Here is a 14,287-nt window from a genome sequence, read left to right as displayed (position 1 = left end):
CCGCCACCCCTGCGTCGCGTGATATCCGGCAACGCAGGTTTCGCACTTCACGCTGGCGGGCCACTGGCTATCTTCTGCATCCCATGCAGCTCACCACCATCCCCGATCACGTCCTGCCGGACGCCCTGGCCACCGTCGCCAGCCACTTGGCCCCCGAAAGCCGGACGGCCAAGGTGCTGGCGCGCATCGCGGCCACCCGCGACCTGATCGCGCTGGGCGTGGACACGCCGTCACATCGGGATGCCGCCGTCGATCTGGCCCGCGCCTTCGGGATCGGCGTGATCGATGAGGAGCCGCAGGCCGCCTTCTCCTATGACGGCCAAGCCATCCGCACCCGGTCAGAAGCCTACGTCCTGATCCATGAGGTGGCGCACTGGCTGGTCGCCCCGCCCGCGCGCCGGTCCCTGATCGATTTCGGTCTGGGGGCCGGTCCCGAATCCGGCCGCGTGGAGGAGGCGAATAGCGCCATCGCGGTGGGCAAGGAAGAGCAGATCCGGGAGGAGGCCCTGGCATCGCTCCTGGGCATCCTGTGGGAGGTGGAACTGAGCCAGCCCGCCATCCTTGCCTTCCTGGAACAGAACTGGCTGGAGGGTTGGGAACGGCCATCCTGTGCCGAGAATCTGGCCGACAATGTCGAAGCCCTTTTCCAGGCGGGATTGATCAGTGCGGATGGGCGGCCAATTCCGCCGGAATCGTGCGTGGATCGCGCCCGCGCCGCAGCTTGATTTCGTTATTTCACACCCCCTTGCGGGTGGTTTGAGGATGCGGTTCCCTGAAGGCAAAACCATTTGCCCCAGGGGGAAACATGTCCGGCGCACCCGCCATCCTGTCCATGATCGGCAACACCCCGATCGTCCGCGTCACCCGTTTCGATACCGGTCCGTGCGAGCTGTATCTGAAGCTGGAAAACCAGAATCCCGGCGGCTCCATCAAGGACCGTATCGCGCTGAAGATGATCGAGGCGGCGGAGGCAGAGGGCAAGCTGGCCCCCGGCGGTACCGTTATCGAGGCGACGGCCGGCAATACCGGCCTGGGTCTGGCCCTGGTCTGCGCCGCCAAGGGTTACCGCCTGATCCTGGTCATCCCGGACAAGATGGCCACCGAGAAGATCAACAATCTGCGTGCCCTGGGCGCTCAAATCCACATCACGCGGTCGGATGTGGGCAAGGGTCACCCCGCCTATTACCAGGATATTGCCGAGCGCCTGTCGAATGAAATCCCCGGCAGCTTCTATGTGAACCAGTTCGCCAATCCGGCCAATCCCCGCGCGCACGAGGAATGGACCGGCCCGGAAATGCTGCGCCAGATGGATGGCGATATCGACGCGGTGGTGGCCGGCATCGGCTCTGGCGGCACCTTCACGGGCCTGGGTGCCTTCTTCGCGAAGGCCAGCCCCAAGACCGCCATGGTCATCGCCGACCCGGTTGGCTCCATCATCGCTGACCTTGTGAACAAGGGCACGCATGACGAGCCGGGTTCCTGGGTCGTTGAAGGCGTGGGCGAGGATTTCGTACCCCCCATCTGCGACCTCCAGTACGCCAAGGCCGCCTATTATGTCAGCGACACCGAAAGCCTGACTGCCGCACGCGATCTGCTGCGGCTGGAGGGCATCCTGGCCGGGTCCTCATCGGGCACGCTGTTCGCGGCGGCGCTGAAATATTGCCGGGCACAGACGACGCCCAAGAAGGTCATCACCTTCGTCTGCGACACGGGCAACAAGTACCTGTCGAAGATGTTCAATGACGCCTGGATGGAAGATCACGGCTTCACCCCGCGTGAACGCCACAATGACCTGCGCGACCTGATGACCCGCCGTTTCGACAAGGGCCAAGTGGTCACCGTGGGGCCGGAGGATACGCTGCTGACCGCCTACAAGCGGATGCGCATCTCCGACGTGTCACAGTTGCCCGTCATGGAGGGCGAGCGGGTAATCGGCATCCTGGATGAAAGCGACCTGCTGCTGCATGTCGAAAAGGACCCGGCCCGCTTCCGCGACAAGGTCTATACCGCCATGGTCAACCGGCTGGAAACCCTGCCCGTGACCGCGACCATGGCCGACCTGCGCGCCCTGTTCAACCGCAACATGGTGGCCATCATCATGGATGGCCCCGTGTTCCTGGGCCTGTTGACCCGCACCGACGTGCTGAACCATCTGCGCCGGCAGTTGGGGTGAAAGCGGGGTCGCTCCCATACCAGAAGGGCCGCCCTATCAGGCGGCCCTTTTCACATCACATCGTCGTCTTGTTATCCAACGCATAGCCCGCCGAGCGGACGGTGCGGATCACATCCTGTTCTTCCGTCTCGTTCAGGGCCTTGCGCAGACGGCGGATGTGGACGTCAACGGTGCGCAGCTCGACATAGACATCGTGGCCCCAGACGATATCCAGCAGCTGCTCGCGGGAGAAAACGCGCCCTGGATGCTGCATGAAATGGCGCAGCAGGGCGAATTCTTTCGGCCCTAGATGGATATCGCGACCGCCCCGGCGCACCCGGTGGGCCGCCAAATCCATGGAGATGTCGGAGAAGCGCAGCAATTCTTCGGCCAGACCCGGCGAGGCGCGGCGCAGGACAGCGCGGATGCGGGCCACCAGTTCGGTGGGGCTGAACGGCTTGGACAGGTAATCATCCGCCCCGCTGTTCAGTCCACGGACCTTGTCCGCCTCTTCCCCGCGCGCCGTCAGCATGATGACGGGCGTCTCGCGGGTCTTGGGATTGCGGCGCAACTGGCGGCAGACCTCCAGCCCGCTCATCAGCGGCAGCATCCAGTCCAGCAGGATCAGATGCGGGCTGCGCTCATCGGCCAGCAGCAGGGCTTCTTCCCCGTCACCGGCGGTGATGACCCGGAACCCTTCGCGTTCCAGATTGTAGGACAGCAGCGTGACGAGATCGGCCTCGTCTTCAACAACCAGGATCAGCGGCTTCAAGGCGGCGTTCATCGGGGTCCCTTGGCGCTAGATGGGGTGACAGGGAGAGGCCGTTTCAGCCCTCGCTGTCCACCGGTTCAATGATGGTGAAGCTGGACTTGTCGCTCTTGGGCCGTTCCGCCGTCAGCGGCTGGCCCCGGACCAGGAAATGCACCGTCTCGGCGATGTTCGTCGCGTGGTCGCCGGCGCGTTCCAGGTTCTTGGCGATAAACAGAAGATGCGTGCAGGGCGTGATGTTGCGCGGATCTTCCATCATGTAGGTCAGGACCTCGCGGAACAGGCTGGTGTAGAGATCATCCAGCTCTTCATCCCGGTGCCAGGCGGCCACGGCCTTATCGACATCGCGGTCGATATAGGCATCCAGCACGTCCTTCAGCATTTCCTGCACCAGACGTCCCATGCGCGGGATGGTCCCGGCGGGGCGCATCACGGGAAGCTGCGCCAGGGCGATGGAGCGCTTGGCGATATTGGCGGCATAATCGCCCGTGCGTTCCAGATCGGCGGAGATTTTCAGCGCCGCCAGCACTTCGCGCAGATCCACACCGACCGGTGCGCGCAGCGCCAGCATGCGGATGGCGTCATGCTCGATCTGGCGCTCGAACTCGTCCAGGCGGGTATCGCCCTGCATAACCTTGGTGGCGCCCTCGACATCGCGGCGGCCCACGGCCTGCACAGCCGCTTCCACCTGCGCTTCCACCACGCCGCCCATCTGGGCGATCAGGTTGGACAGGCGCTGCAATTCCGCCTCAAAGGACTTGACGGTATGTTCGGTCGGCGACATGGACATGGGTCCTTGATCTGTGGGGCAGGTCGGCAATCACCCGTAGGTCAGGTCGAGCGCGAGCGAGCCCTGACAGCAAAGCTTTCAATCCTTGCCTGTCAGGGCGCAGCTTACGCCTCGACCTGACCTACAGCATGACGCATCAACCGTAACGGCCGGTGATGTAGCCCTGGGTGCGCTCGTCGCGCGGGTTGGTGAAGATTTCCTCGGTGTCACCCACCTCGACCAGATCACCCAGATGGAAGAAGGCCGTGCGTTGCGAAACGCGGGCGGCCTGCTGCATGTTGTGGGTGACGATGGCGATGGTGAAGCTCTCCCGCAGCTCGTCGATCAGCTCTTCGATATGCGCGGTGGCGATGGGGTCCAGGGCCGAGCAGGGCTCGTCCATCAAGATGACTTCCGGGCTGACGGCGACGGCGCGCGCGATGCACAGGCGCTGCTGCTGACCACCTGACAGGCCGGTGCCCGGCTCATGCAGGCGGTCCTTGACCTCGTTCCACAGGCCGGCGCGCTTCAGCGAGGTTTCGACGATGGCGTCGAACTCGTCCTTGCGGGTGGCAAGGCCATGCAGCTTCGGTCCGTAAGTCACATTCTCATAGATCGATTTCGGGAACGGGTTCGGCTTCTGGAACACCATGCCCACCCGGGCGCGCAGCTGCACCACGTCCAGCTTGGGGTCATAGATGTCCTCGCCATCCAACAGGATCTTGCCTTCGACGCGGCAGATATCGATCGTGTCGTTCATGCGGTTCAGCGTCCGCAGGAACGTGGACTTGCCACAGCCCGACGGGCCGATCATGGCCAGAACCTCGTTCTGGTACAGATCGACATTGACGCCGTGCAGGGCGCGCTTGGCACCGTAATAGACCTTCACGTCGCGGGCCGACATCTTCACCGTCTGCGCGACGGCGGCCTGCGCGGGCTTGTTCAGGGTCATGCTGTCCATGGTTACCACCGACGTTCGAATTTCTTGCGCAGCCAGATGGCGGCACCGTTCATCAGGATCAGGAAGGCCAGCAGCACAAGGATGGCGGCCGAGGTCAGTTCGACAAAGCCGCGTTCCGGCTTGTCAGCCCAGATGAAAATCTGCACCGGCAGAACCGAGGAGCTGGCCAGCAGGCTGTCCGGTGCCGACGTGACGAAGGCATTCATGCCGATCATCAGCAGTGGTGCCGTCTCACCCACGGCATGGGCCATGCCGATGATGGTGCCCGTCATGATGCCCGGCATGGCCAACGGCAGCACATGATGCATCACCGCCTGGAGCTTCGATGCACCCATGCCCAGCGCCGCCTCGCGGATCGACGGCGGCACTGCTTTCAGGGCAGCGCGGCTGGCGATGATGATGGTGGGCAGCACCAGCAGACCCAGCACCAGACCACCGACCAGCGGGGCCGAACGCGGCATACCGAAGAAGTTTAGGAACACCGCCAGACCCAGCAGACCGAACACGATGGAAGGCACGGCCGCCAGATTGTTGATGTTCACTTCGATGATCTCGGTGAACCGGTTCTTGGGCGCGAATTCTTCCAGATAGACCGCCGCTGCAACACCGATAGGCAGGGAAATGGCCAGCGTGACCAGCATGGTCAGAAGCGTGCCCACCGCGGCCCCCAGCAGACCCGCCAGTTCGGGATAGTTGCTGTCGCTGGCGGTAAAGAAGGTCGTGTTGAACGCCGACCGCACGTCACCGCGCTGCTCCAGACTGTCAAACCAGGCCAGTTGCTTGTCGTTGATCGGACGCTCGATCTCCGGCAGGTCGCGGTCGATGCCGCCCTTGACGATCTGGTTGATGCCGTCAGACGCGGGCAGCCAGACCTCAATCGTCTGCCCGACCAAGGCCGGGTCCTTGTCCAGCATCTGGCCCAGGCGAACGCCAGCCACGGGGCTGACGAGACCGCGCAGGTCGCGCTTCTCCGTCCGGCCCGTGACGTCGGGGAAGGCCTTATACAGGGCATCCGTCACCAGGGTCTGGAAGGCACCACGGTCCCATTCGCCGGGCTTGCCGGTGCCTTGCGGATCAATCGTGCCGGCATCGACGGTCACCGCCAGCTTCACCTCCGTCTGGAAGAAGGCGGACGTGCCTTCCTTCAGCAGGGTCGACAGCAGGATGACCAGCATCGAGCAAGCGAACAGGATGGCCAGGATGCCATAGAGGCGGAAGCGGCGTTCGGCGGCATAGCGCGCCTTCAGTCGCTTGGTGGCGGCGTCGCCGGTGTGAAGGGACACGGGCATGGCTGTGGGCATCGGCTCTGCGATCTCAGTCATATTTTTCCCGGTATTTCTGGACGATGCGGAGGGCAACGACATTCAGCGCCAGGGTCACCAGGAACAGGACCAGACCCAGGGCGAAGACCGACAGCGTCTTGGCACTGTCAAACTCCTGATCACCGACCAGGATGGACTTGATCTGCACCGTCACCGTGGTGACGCTTTCCAGCGGGTTCAGGGTCAGGCTGGCCTGCAGACCGGCGGCCATCACCACAATCATCGTCTCGCCGATGGCACGGCTGACGGCCAGCAGCATGGCACCCACAATGCCGGGAAGGGCAGCGGGCAGCAGCACCTGCTTGATCGTCTCAGACTTGGTGGCACCCAGACCATAGGACCCGTCGCGCAGAGACTGCGGCACCGCGTTGATCACGTCATCGGCCAGCGACGACACAAAGGGCACAATCATGATGCCCATCACCACGCCAGCGGCCAAGGCGCTCTGCGATGAGATGGGAATACCCATCGCGGCGCCGACATCGCGGATGAAGGGGGCCACCGTCAGAATGGCGAAGAAACCGAACACCACCGTGGGAACGCCGGCCAGGATTTCCAGCACCGGCTTCACCAGCCCACGCACCCGCTTGGGCGCATATTCGGACAGGTAGATGGCCGACATCAGACCGACCGGGGCCGCCACCAGCATGGCGATGGTGGCGATCAACAGGGTGCCGGTGAACAGGGGCACGGCACCGAAGGCACCGGACGACCCCACCTGATCGGCACGGATCGCCGTCTGCGGCGACCATTGCAGGCCGAACAGGAATTCGGTGATCGGGACCTTGGTGAAGAAGCGGATGCTTTCGAACAGCAGCGACAGCACGATACCGACGGTCGTCAGGATGGCGATGGTGGAGCAAAGCACCAGCAGCGCCGTGATGATCCGTTCGACATTATTGCGCGCGCGGAATTCCGGCCCGATCTTCGACCAGGTGAAGGCCAGCACGCTACCGGCCAGGGCAACGACGACGCCAAACAGCGTCCAGTCAGCCAGACCACGCAGTTGCGCCAGATGGCCCGCGGCGGGGGTGATGGCGTCGATGACGCCGGGGTTCACATACTGCGCCTGCCCCAGGGCCAGATTGCCGATATTGATCAGCAGCAACTGGCGGTGCGTCTGGGTCAGAGCCGAAGCACCATCGGCAATGGTCGGCAGCAGGGTTTCCAGCTCCGCCGGGGCCAGCATGACACGCGCCCAGGCTTCCAGCTGTTCCGGCGACATGGCCGACAGCACCATCCAGTCCATGACGGCACCGCGAAGGGCAATCCAGGCCAGGATCAACACCAGGGCCGGAAGACCGGCCCACAGCGCCATATAGGAGCCATAATAATTGGGAACGGAATGCAGATTGGCGATGCGCCCGCCGGCCACGGCCACGGCCCTGTTGCGTCCCAGCCAGAATCCGGCCAGCGACAGGAACAACAGAACGGCTACGGTCAAGGTTACTGACATGTGGTTCGATCCGCCGCTGTCAGGGGAATTTACCGGTTACGGCAAACCGGCGGCATCAGGTCTGACGCCGCCGGTCCCGCCATCTGCTTATACACCGGAACGGTGCGGGGAGTCCGGTTCAGGAACCACCACCCGGCACCGCCCAGGCCTGCACAATTACGAGGCCGGCTTGGCCATCGGGGTCATCTTCAGCGCAGCCTGCTCAGCAGCCTTACGCTTGTCGGCCGGCAGCGGCACCAGACCCTTGTCGCCCAGGTAGCCATCTTCACCCATGGCGCGCTCGGACGCATACTCGGCCAGGAATTCCTTCAGGCCGGGGATCACGCCGAAATGCTGGTTCTTGAAGTAGACGAACAGCGGGCGGGAGACCGGGTACTGACCGGACGCGATGGTCTCGTACTTCGGCTCAATGCCATTGACCGGCACGCCGTGCAGCTTGTCCATGTTCTCTTCCAGGAAGCTGTAGCCGAAGATGCCGAAGGCGTTCGGGTTGGCGACCAGGCGCTGCACGATGACGTTGTCGTTCTCACCGGCTTCGATGAAGGCACCGTCCTCGCGCATCGTCTTGCAGACGGCAGCGTGGCGGGTGGCATCCAGGGCCTTGATGGCCGGGAATTCCTTACAGCCGGCTTCCATCACCAGTTCAACCCAGGCGTCGCGGGTGCCCGACGTCGGCGGGGGACCCAGAACCTCGATCTCAATGGCCGGCAGGGAGGCGTCGATATCCTTCCAGGTCTTGTGCGGGTTGCGCACGATCTGGCCGTTCACTTCCACTTCCTTGGCCAGCGCCGCGAACAGCTGGGCCTTGGTGATGTTGATCTGCGCGCCCTTCTTGGACTGGGCGAAGGTCAGACCGTCATAGCCGATGACCAGTTCGGTGATCTGCTCGACGCCATTCTTCTGGCAGGTGTCGAATTCGCTGGCCTTCATGGCGCGGGAAGCGCCCGTGGCGTCCGGGAAATCGGCGCCAACGCCGGAGCAGAACAGCTTCATGCCGCCGCCGGTGCCCGTCGACTCCAGGATCGGAGCGCCGAACTTCGTGGTCTGGCCGAAGCGCTCGACAACCGTGGAGGTAAAGGGGAACACCGTGGAGGAACCGACGATGCGGATCTGGTCGCGGGCGGCGGCGGCGCCGGCCAGGCCGACGAAGGAAACGGCGCCAAGGACGGCGGCGAGGACGAGCTTCTTGGTGGTCACGACAAGGGCCTCCGGTTAACTGGGCGGCTCACGGAAAAGGCCCTGACATCCCCTGATGCCTGCCTTCACCCTGTGGCCATGTCCCTGCTGGGTGCCGGGACCATAGCTGCGCTGCGAGACGCAAATACTACATCTACGTTACAGTTCCATGACACTGCTCCCGGAAAGTACCCCAGACCCCGCGCGATACAGATGCGTTACACATTGGTCGTTGGCAGGGGGGCAGAAGTCCTTCACCATTGAAATTGCAGGGAAATTTCACTTTTGCAAGGAACTGAAAATGAGTCTTTCGGACAAGAACCGGCGTAAGACCGGCACGCTGGCGCGTACCTTCGGGGCGCTGACCTGCGCAACATTCATGACACTACCGGTTTGGGCGCAGAGCCACCCCGCCCAGGCCGTGATGGACGCCGACCGCGCCTTTGCAGCCCGCGCCAAGGAGGTGGGGCCGGGCAAGGCCTTTGCCGAATATGCGGAGACGCGGGTCCTGATGCTGAACGATCCCGTGCCTGGCACGGATGCCAGCGCCCTGACCACGCTGTTCGGTGCCGATCTGGAGATCGACTGGGGTCCCATGGATGGCGCTGTCTCCGGCGACGGCACCCTGGGCTATACCTGGGGCAAGGCCCGCTATTACAAGCTGAAGCCCGATGGCACCAAGGAGGAGCTGCCCCCCTCCCGATACGTGACCATCTGGCGCAAGCAGAAGGACGGGTCCTGGAAATTCATGGCCGATGGCGGGCTGAACGCCCCGGAAGCCAAGGAATTCCTGGCCAAGAAGAAGGCAGAGAAGGAAGCGGCGGAAAAGAAGTAAGGGGGATTGCCCTCATCCCACTTCCCGCTCAACCGCTGCCACAGGCTTTGCCACCTTGGCCGCTGGCAGCACCACGGTAAAGGTGCTGCCCTTGCCCACCTCGCTGTCAATAATCAGGCGGCCGCGGTGGCGGTTGACGATATGCTTCACGATGGCCAGCCCCAGCCCGGTCCCGCCCAGCGCGCGCGACCGGGCGGGGTCCACACGATAGAATCGCTCTGTCAGGCGCGGCAGATGCGTGCGGGCGATGCCGTCGCCCCGGTCGGTGACCGCCACCATCACCGCCGGCCCGCGCACCACACCCGCCTTGCCCTGGGTGGGTGCCGTCAGGGCGACGGTCACTTCAGTCTGTTCCTTGCCATACTTGATGGCATTGTCGATCAGGTTCTGGAACACCTGCGACAGCTGATCCTCGTCCCCCACCACGGGCGGAAGGCTGTCGGGCTGTTCCAGGCGCAGCTTCACCTTGCGCGATGCCGCGCGCAGCTCCAGCGTGGCCGCCACATTGCGCACGATCTTGGCGACATCCACCTGTTCGGTGGGCGGCGAATGTTCATCCATCTCGATCCGCGACAGCGACAGCAGGTCATTGACCAGCCGTGACATGCGGTTCGACTGATCGAACATGATGCCCAGGAAGCGTTCATGTGCCGCCGGATCATCCTTGGCGGGGCCGCGCAGCGTCTCGATGAAGCCGATCAGGGCCGCCAGCGGCGTGCGCAACTCGTGGCTGGCATTGGCTACGAAATCGGCCCGCATCTGCTCGGACCGTTTCAGGACCGTGATGTCATGCAGGGTCAGCAGCACCAGCAGCGGCCCGTCTTCCCCCGGCGGGCGGAACGGCTTGACGCGCGCCTGCAGGGTCCGCTCCACCGGCACGGGCAGCAGCACGTCCACCGTGCGCGATGCGCCACCGGCCAGAACGGCATCGGCGGCCTCCAGCAGGCTGGGCGTGCGCACAGAGCTAGCCAGATCACGGTCCAGCAGCCGGTCGCCGAACAGCTTGCACGCCGCCTGATTGGCGCGGCGCACCTCGCGCCCCGGCCCCAGCAGGATGACCGGGTCATGCAACTGGTCGATCACCGCCTCGAACAGGCCGGCGCGTCCGGCATCCTTGCTTTCGCGGTCCAGCCAGCCCTGATGCGCTCGGCCCATGGCGGATGCAATGAACTCCGCCGTGACACTGTCCAATGACGGGGGCGGCAGGGGAGCCGACGCGTCCCCAAGAAGCTCCGCGTAATCAGTCAGGCGGCGCGTATCGGTCTGGATCATGCGCAGGATGGCGACCGCCACAACAACATTGACCAGCAGCGCCGGCAGCGCCACGCCGGCATCGACATGCCCCGCCAGCAGCAAGGCCACCAGGATCGCCGCCGTCGGCCCGACCAGCGCCACCCCGATCAGCACGAACCGAACCGGCCGCACCTCATACCACCGCATCTGTCCCTGCCATTCTTATCTTTATCCCCCCCGCCACCCGGCGGGATCGGAGGAGATAACATTGCCGTAGGGCCAGGGTAACAGCATCACGGAAACTTAATAATTGGGCCCTGCCGTGACGATTACGCGTAGGTCAGGTCGAGCGCGATGCGCGAGCCCTGACAGGAAAGGCCTCCGATCCTTTACTGTCAGGGCTCAGGGCTGACGCCCTTCGACCTGACCTACGCCAACCCGCTACCGCGCCAGACTGTCATGCGCGGCCATGATGGCCGCCGTGGTCAGCTCGTTCACGGTGGCGCCCATCTGGACCACCTGCACCGGCTTATCCATGCCGATCAGCAGGGGGCCGATCAGGTTGCCGCCGCCGAACTTGTGCAACAGCTTGGCCCCGATATTGGCCGCATGCAGGGCGGGCATGATCAACACATTGGCCGGTCCCGACAGGCGGGCGAACGGGTACAGGCGCTTCATCAGATCGTAATCAAGCGCCGTGTCGGCTGACATCTCACCGTCATATTCGAAATCGACCTTGCGCTTGTCCATCAGCGACACGGCCTCGCGCACATGGGCGGCACGGTCGCGCATCGGCTGGCCGAAATTGCTGAAGGACAGGAAGGCGACGCGCGGTTCATGGCCCATCTGCCGGGCCATGCGGGCCGACTGGATGGCGATATCGGCCAGTTGCTCAGGGGTCGGGCGCTCATGCACCGTGGTGTCGGAGATGAAGACCGTGCGCTTGCGGGTCGCCAGTACCGACAGGCCGAACACGATATGGTCGGGCTGCGGGTCGATCACACGCTCGATATCCTCGAAACTGACGGCAAACGACCGGGTCAGGCCTGTCACCATGGCATCGGCATCACCGGTCGCCACCATGCAGGCGGCAAAGACATTGCGGTTCTGGTTGACCCAGCGCTGACAATCGCGGTGCAGATGGCCGCGCCGCTGCAAACGCTTATAGAGGAAATCGGTATAGCGCTCGATATTGGGCGCGCCGAAGCGGGCATTCTGGATATCCAGCGGTTCGACACCGCTCAAGCCCAGGCTAGCCAGCTTTTCCTGCACCACATTCTCGCGCCCGATCAGGACCGGATGGCCGAATCCGCCGGAACGATAGGCGATGGCGGCACGGATGGCCCGCTCCTCCTCGCCCTCGGCAAACACCACCCGGCGCGGGCTGCTGCGCAGCTTGTCGGCGATCAGCTGCAAACTGTCCGCTGTGGGGTCCAGGCGCAGACGCAGGGACCGGCGGTATTCATCCATATCGACAATGGGCTTGCGCGCCACGCCCGTATCCATGGCGGCCTGGGCCACGGCGGCTGGGATGGTGGAGATCAGGCGCGGGTCGAACGGCACCGGGATGATATATTCCGGGCCATAGCGCAGGCGGCGGCCGGAATAGGCGGCGTCCACCTCGTCCGGCACATCCTCGCGCGCCAATGCTGCCAGCGCGCGGGCGGCGGCGATCTTCATCTGGTCATTGATGGTGCTGGCCCGCACGTCCAGGGCACCGCGGAAAATATAGGGAAAGCCCAGGACATTATTGACCTGATTGGGATAATCCGACCGGCCCGTCGCCACGATGGCATCGTCGCGCACGTGGCGCACCTCCTCGGGCGTAATCTCTGGATCGGGATTGGCGAGTGCGAAGATAATCGGGTTCTTCGCCATGGATTTCACCATGGCGGGCGTCATCGCCCCCTTGGCCGACAGGCCCACGAACACGTCAGACCCGGCCACGGCATCGGCCAGCGACCGTGCGTCGGTCACCACCGCATGGGCCGATTTCCACTGGTTCATACCCTCCGCCCGGCCCTTCCAGACCACGCCCTTGGTATCGCAGAGCGTGATGTTCCCATGCGGAATGCCCATCGACTTGAACAGTTCAGCGCAGGCAATGGCCGCCGCACCGGCACCATTGATGACCAGCTTTGTCTCCTTGATGTCCCGACCGGTCATTTCCAGGGCGTTGAACAGACCGGCAGCGGCGATGATGGCCGTGCCATGCTGATCATCATGGAAAACCGGAATGTCCATCAGTTCGCGCAGGCGCTGTTCGATAATGAAACAGTCCGGGGCCTTGATGTCTTCCAGGTTGATGCCGCCGAAGCTGGGGCCCAGATAGCGGACGGAATTGATGAATTCCTCCACATCGCGGGTATCGACCTCCAGATCGATGCCATCGACATCGGCAAAGCGCTTGAACAGCACAGCCTTGCCCTCCATCACCGGCTTCGACGCCAAGGCCCCCAGATCGCCCAGGCCCAGAACGGCGGTGCCGTTGGAGATGACGGCGACGATATTGCCCTTGGCCGTGTAATCATAGGCCGTGGACGGGTCGGCATGGATGCGCAGGCAGGGCGTGGCCACCCCCGGCGAATAGGCCAGCGACAGATCACGCTGTGTCGCCATCGGCTTGGTAGGGGTGATTTCCAGCTTACCGGGCCGCCCGCTGCTATGCAGCAGAAGGGCTTCTTCCTCGGTAATGCGCTTGTCGATACCGGCCATTTCCCAACATTCCTCTTTTATGTTCCGCCCGGCGTTCTGCCGGTACGGATTGGTAATTTGGAATGTATCGTAACGACCGATTGCTGCCGTTTCCAGGGCAATGACATTGCGAAAATGACGCAACAGCCGCCTATCCGGCCTATGACTTGCCCTGGGATGAACCGGATGCGATAGTCGCTCCCATGGAACAGGCCGGTTCGATCTTCGACGATGTGGATGAGGCGCGTAAGGCCCGCGCCATCGCCGAGGCGCGGGCCGATGTCGCGGCGGGTCGGGTTGTACCGCATGCAGTGGTCGGTCCCTGGCTGCTGAAATTGGCCGATGCCCTGGAAAAGGGCGAGGTACTGCCACCCGCGCCACGTTCCAGGGTTACCCGGTGACCCTCGTCACCTGGACTGAAACCTCTATCGATGATCTTCAGGCCCACGCAGCCTATATCGCGCAATTCAACCCTTACGCCGCCAGCCGCATCGTCCGGCATCTCTTCGCTGCCGGTAACAGCCTGTCCACCTTCCCCAAACGCGGCAAGGCCCGGCCCGATGGCACGCGCGAACTGGCGGTCGTGCATCCCTATGTCCTGGTCTACGAGATCACGGAGAACGATGTCCGCATCCTGCGCGTCTGGCACGGGGCGCAGGATCGGGGATAGCGTGGGCAAGAGCGCACCCCTCAAACCACAATATTCAACAGCGTCCCCCGCACACCGGTGGTCAGCGGCTGGTTGACGCCCAGCGGCTGCACGGTCAGGCCGGCCTTGGCCGCCTCCTCCTGCGCCCGCTCAAAGGGCGACTGGTTGCCCTTGGTGGGGTCCAGGCCGCGTTTAGCCAGCGCCACGTCGGCGCAGCTTTCGCAGCGATATCCATTGACCATTTCCATGGACACAGACTGTCACGGCGCGG

The 14,287-nt window shown here is 63.8% G+C and carries 14 protein-coding genes; 5 read left to right on the top strand and 9 right to left on the bottom strand.

Features of this window, described 5'->3' with window-relative positions; genetic code table 11:
• The first annotated feature begins 83 nt into the window (after nt 1-83).
• Entirely contained in the window at nt 84-725 is a 642-nt protein-coding gene (locus ABC729_RS01150) for an elongation factor P hydroxylase (RefSeq protein WP_495605844.1), read from the top strand.
• Between the two features lie 80 nt (nt 726-805).
• Nucleotides 806-2,173, top strand: a complete 1,368-nt coding sequence (locus ABC729_RS01145) for a pyridoxal-phosphate dependent enzyme (protein WP_495605843.1) — start codon at nt 806-808, stop codon at nt 2,171-2,173.
• Nucleotides 2,174-2,228: 55 nt separating this feature from the next.
• Here the strand turns inward: ABC729_RS01145 and phoB are convergent, their stop codons facing one another.
• The 6 genes from phoB to ABC729_RS01115 form a co-directional block, all read right to left on the bottom strand.
• The gene (phoB, locus tag ABC729_RS01140) at nt 2,229-2,936 is read right to left on the bottom strand and encodes a phosphate regulon transcriptional regulator PhoB (protein WP_054165806.1); all 708 of its coding nucleotides are present in this window, start codon (nt 2,934-2,936) and stop codon (nt 2,229-2,231) included.
• 43 nt (nt 2,937-2,979) lie between these two features.
• Nucleotides 2,980-3,705: a phosphate signaling complex protein PhoU gene (gene phoU, locus ABC729_RS01135; protein ID WP_495605842.1), complete on the bottom strand. Its 726-nt coding sequence runs from the start codon at nt 3,703-3,705 to the stop codon at nt 2,980-2,982.
• Between the two features lie 142 nt (nt 3,706-3,847).
• Complete coding sequence (gene pstB / locus ABC729_RS01130; RefSeq protein ID WP_495605841.1) at nt 3,848-4,651, bottom strand: phosphate ABC transporter ATP-binding protein PstB; 804 nt, start codon at nt 4,649-4,651, stop codon at nt 3,848-3,850.
• Between the two features lie 2 nt (nt 4,652-4,653).
• On the bottom strand, nt 4,654-5,973 hold the full coding sequence (gene pstA, locus ABC729_RS01125) for a phosphate ABC transporter permease PstA (RefSeq protein ID WP_495605840.1): 1,320 nt from the start codon (nt 5,971-5,973) through the stop codon (nt 4,654-4,656).
• On the bottom strand, nt 5,966-7,429 hold the full coding sequence (pstC, locus tag ABC729_RS01120; protein WP_495605839.1) for a phosphate ABC transporter permease subunit PstC: 1,464 nt from the start codon (nt 7,427-7,429) through the stop codon (nt 5,966-5,968). Before pstC ends, pstA begins: the two co-directional genes overlap by 8 nt.
• 156 nt (nt 7,430-7,585) lie before the next feature.
• Nucleotides 7,586-8,626 (bottom strand): substrate-binding domain-containing protein, encoded by a 1,041-nt coding sequence (locus tag ABC729_RS01115; protein ID WP_495605838.1) that lies wholly within the window; start codon nt 8,624-8,626, stop codon nt 7,586-7,588.
• Nucleotides 8,627-8,906: 280 nt separating this feature from the next.
• Between ABC729_RS01115 and ABC729_RS01110 the strand changes: the two genes are divergently transcribed.
• Nucleotides 8,907-9,440 carry a Cif family virulence factor gene (locus ABC729_RS01110; protein WP_495605837.1) on the top strand — a complete coding sequence of 178 codons (534 nt, stop codon included), beginning with the start codon at nt 8,907-8,909 and terminating at the stop codon, nt 9,438-9,440.
• Nucleotides 9,441-9,452: 12 nt separating this feature from the next.
• Here the strand turns inward: ABC729_RS01110 and ABC729_RS01105 are convergent, their stop codons facing one another.
• Complete coding sequence (locus tag ABC729_RS01105; RefSeq protein WP_495605836.1) at nt 9,453-10,880, bottom strand: ATP-binding protein; 1,428 nt, start codon at nt 10,878-10,880, stop codon at nt 9,453-9,455.
• A 234-nt stretch (nt 10,881-11,114) separates the two neighbouring features.
• Entirely contained in the window at nt 11,115-13,388 is a 2,274-nt protein-coding gene (locus tag ABC729_RS01100) for an NADP-dependent malic enzyme (protein ID WP_495605835.1), read from the bottom strand.
• A 182-nt stretch (nt 13,389-13,570) separates the two neighbouring features.
• Between ABC729_RS01100 and ABC729_RS01095 the strand changes: the two genes are divergently transcribed.
• Both ABC729_RS01095 and ABC729_RS01090 read left to right on the top strand, forming a co-directional pair.
• On the top strand, nt 13,571-13,768 hold the full coding sequence (locus ABC729_RS01095) for a hypothetical protein (protein ID WP_495605834.1): 198 nt from the start codon (nt 13,571-13,573) through the stop codon (nt 13,766-13,768).
• Entirely contained in the window at nt 13,765-14,037 is a 273-nt protein-coding gene (locus ABC729_RS01090; protein WP_495605833.1) for a type II toxin-antitoxin system RelE/ParE family toxin, read from the top strand. The genes ABC729_RS01095 and ABC729_RS01090 overlap by 4 nt, the downstream gene beginning before the upstream one ends.
• 20 nt (nt 14,038-14,057) lie before the next feature.
• Here the strand turns inward: ABC729_RS01090 and ABC729_RS01085 are convergent, their stop codons facing one another.
• Entirely contained in the window at nt 14,058-14,264 is a 207-nt protein-coding gene (locus ABC729_RS01085) for a hypothetical protein (RefSeq protein WP_495605832.1), read from the bottom strand.
• Nucleotides 14,265-14,287: the final 23 nt, after the last annotated feature.

Source organism: Niveispirillum sp. CC-CTL257, from assembly GCF_059489915.1.
Note: the sequence above shows the minus strand (reverse complement) of the source record. Positions and strands in the feature narration are given on the sequence as shown.

Bases quoted from the DNA above. Each gene is read 5' to 3' on its own strand.
- ABC729_RS01150 (WP_495605844.1), top strand. From the start codon at position 84: ATGCAGCTCACCACCATCCCCGATCACGTCCTGCCGGACGCCCTGGCC.
- ABC729_RS01145 (WP_495605843.1), top strand. From the start codon at position 806: ATGTCCGGCGCACCCGCCATCCTGTCCATGATCGGCAACACCCCGATC.
- phoB (WP_054165806.1), bottom strand. From the start codon at position 2,936: ATGAACGCCGCCTTGAAGCCGCTGATCCTGGTTGTTGAAGACGAGGCC.
- phoU (WP_495605842.1), bottom strand. From the start codon at position 3,705: ATGTCGCCGACCGAACATACCGTCAAGTCCTTTGAGGCGGAATTGCAG.
- pstB (WP_495605841.1), bottom strand. From the start codon at position 4,651: ATGGACAGCATGACCCTGAACAAGCCCGCGCAGGCCGCCGTCGCGCAG.
- pstA (WP_495605840.1), bottom strand. From the start codon at position 5,973: ATGACTGAGATCGCAGAGCCGATGCCCACAGCCATGCCCGTGTCCCTT.
- pstC (WP_495605839.1), bottom strand. From the start codon at position 7,429: ATGTCAGTAACCTTGACCGTAGCCGTTCTGTTGTTCCTGTCGCTGGCC.
- ABC729_RS01110 (WP_495605837.1), top strand. From the start codon at position 8,907: ATGAGTCTTTCGGACAAGAACCGGCGTAAGACCGGCACGCTGGCGCGT.
- ABC729_RS01105 (WP_495605836.1), bottom strand. From the start codon at position 10,880: ATGCGGTGGTATGAGGTGCGGCCGGTTCGGTTCGTGCTGATCGGGGTG.
- ABC729_RS01100 (WP_495605835.1), bottom strand. From the start codon at position 13,388: ATGGCCGGTATCGACAAGCGCATTACCGAGGAAGAAGCCCTTCTGCTG.
- ABC729_RS01095 (WP_495605834.1), top strand. From the start codon at position 13,571: ATGGAACAGGCCGGTTCGATCTTCGACGATGTGGATGAGGCGCGTAAG.
- ABC729_RS01085 (WP_495605832.1), bottom strand. From the start codon at position 14,264: ATGGAAATGGTCAATGGATATCGCTGCGAAAGCTGCGCCGACGTGGCG.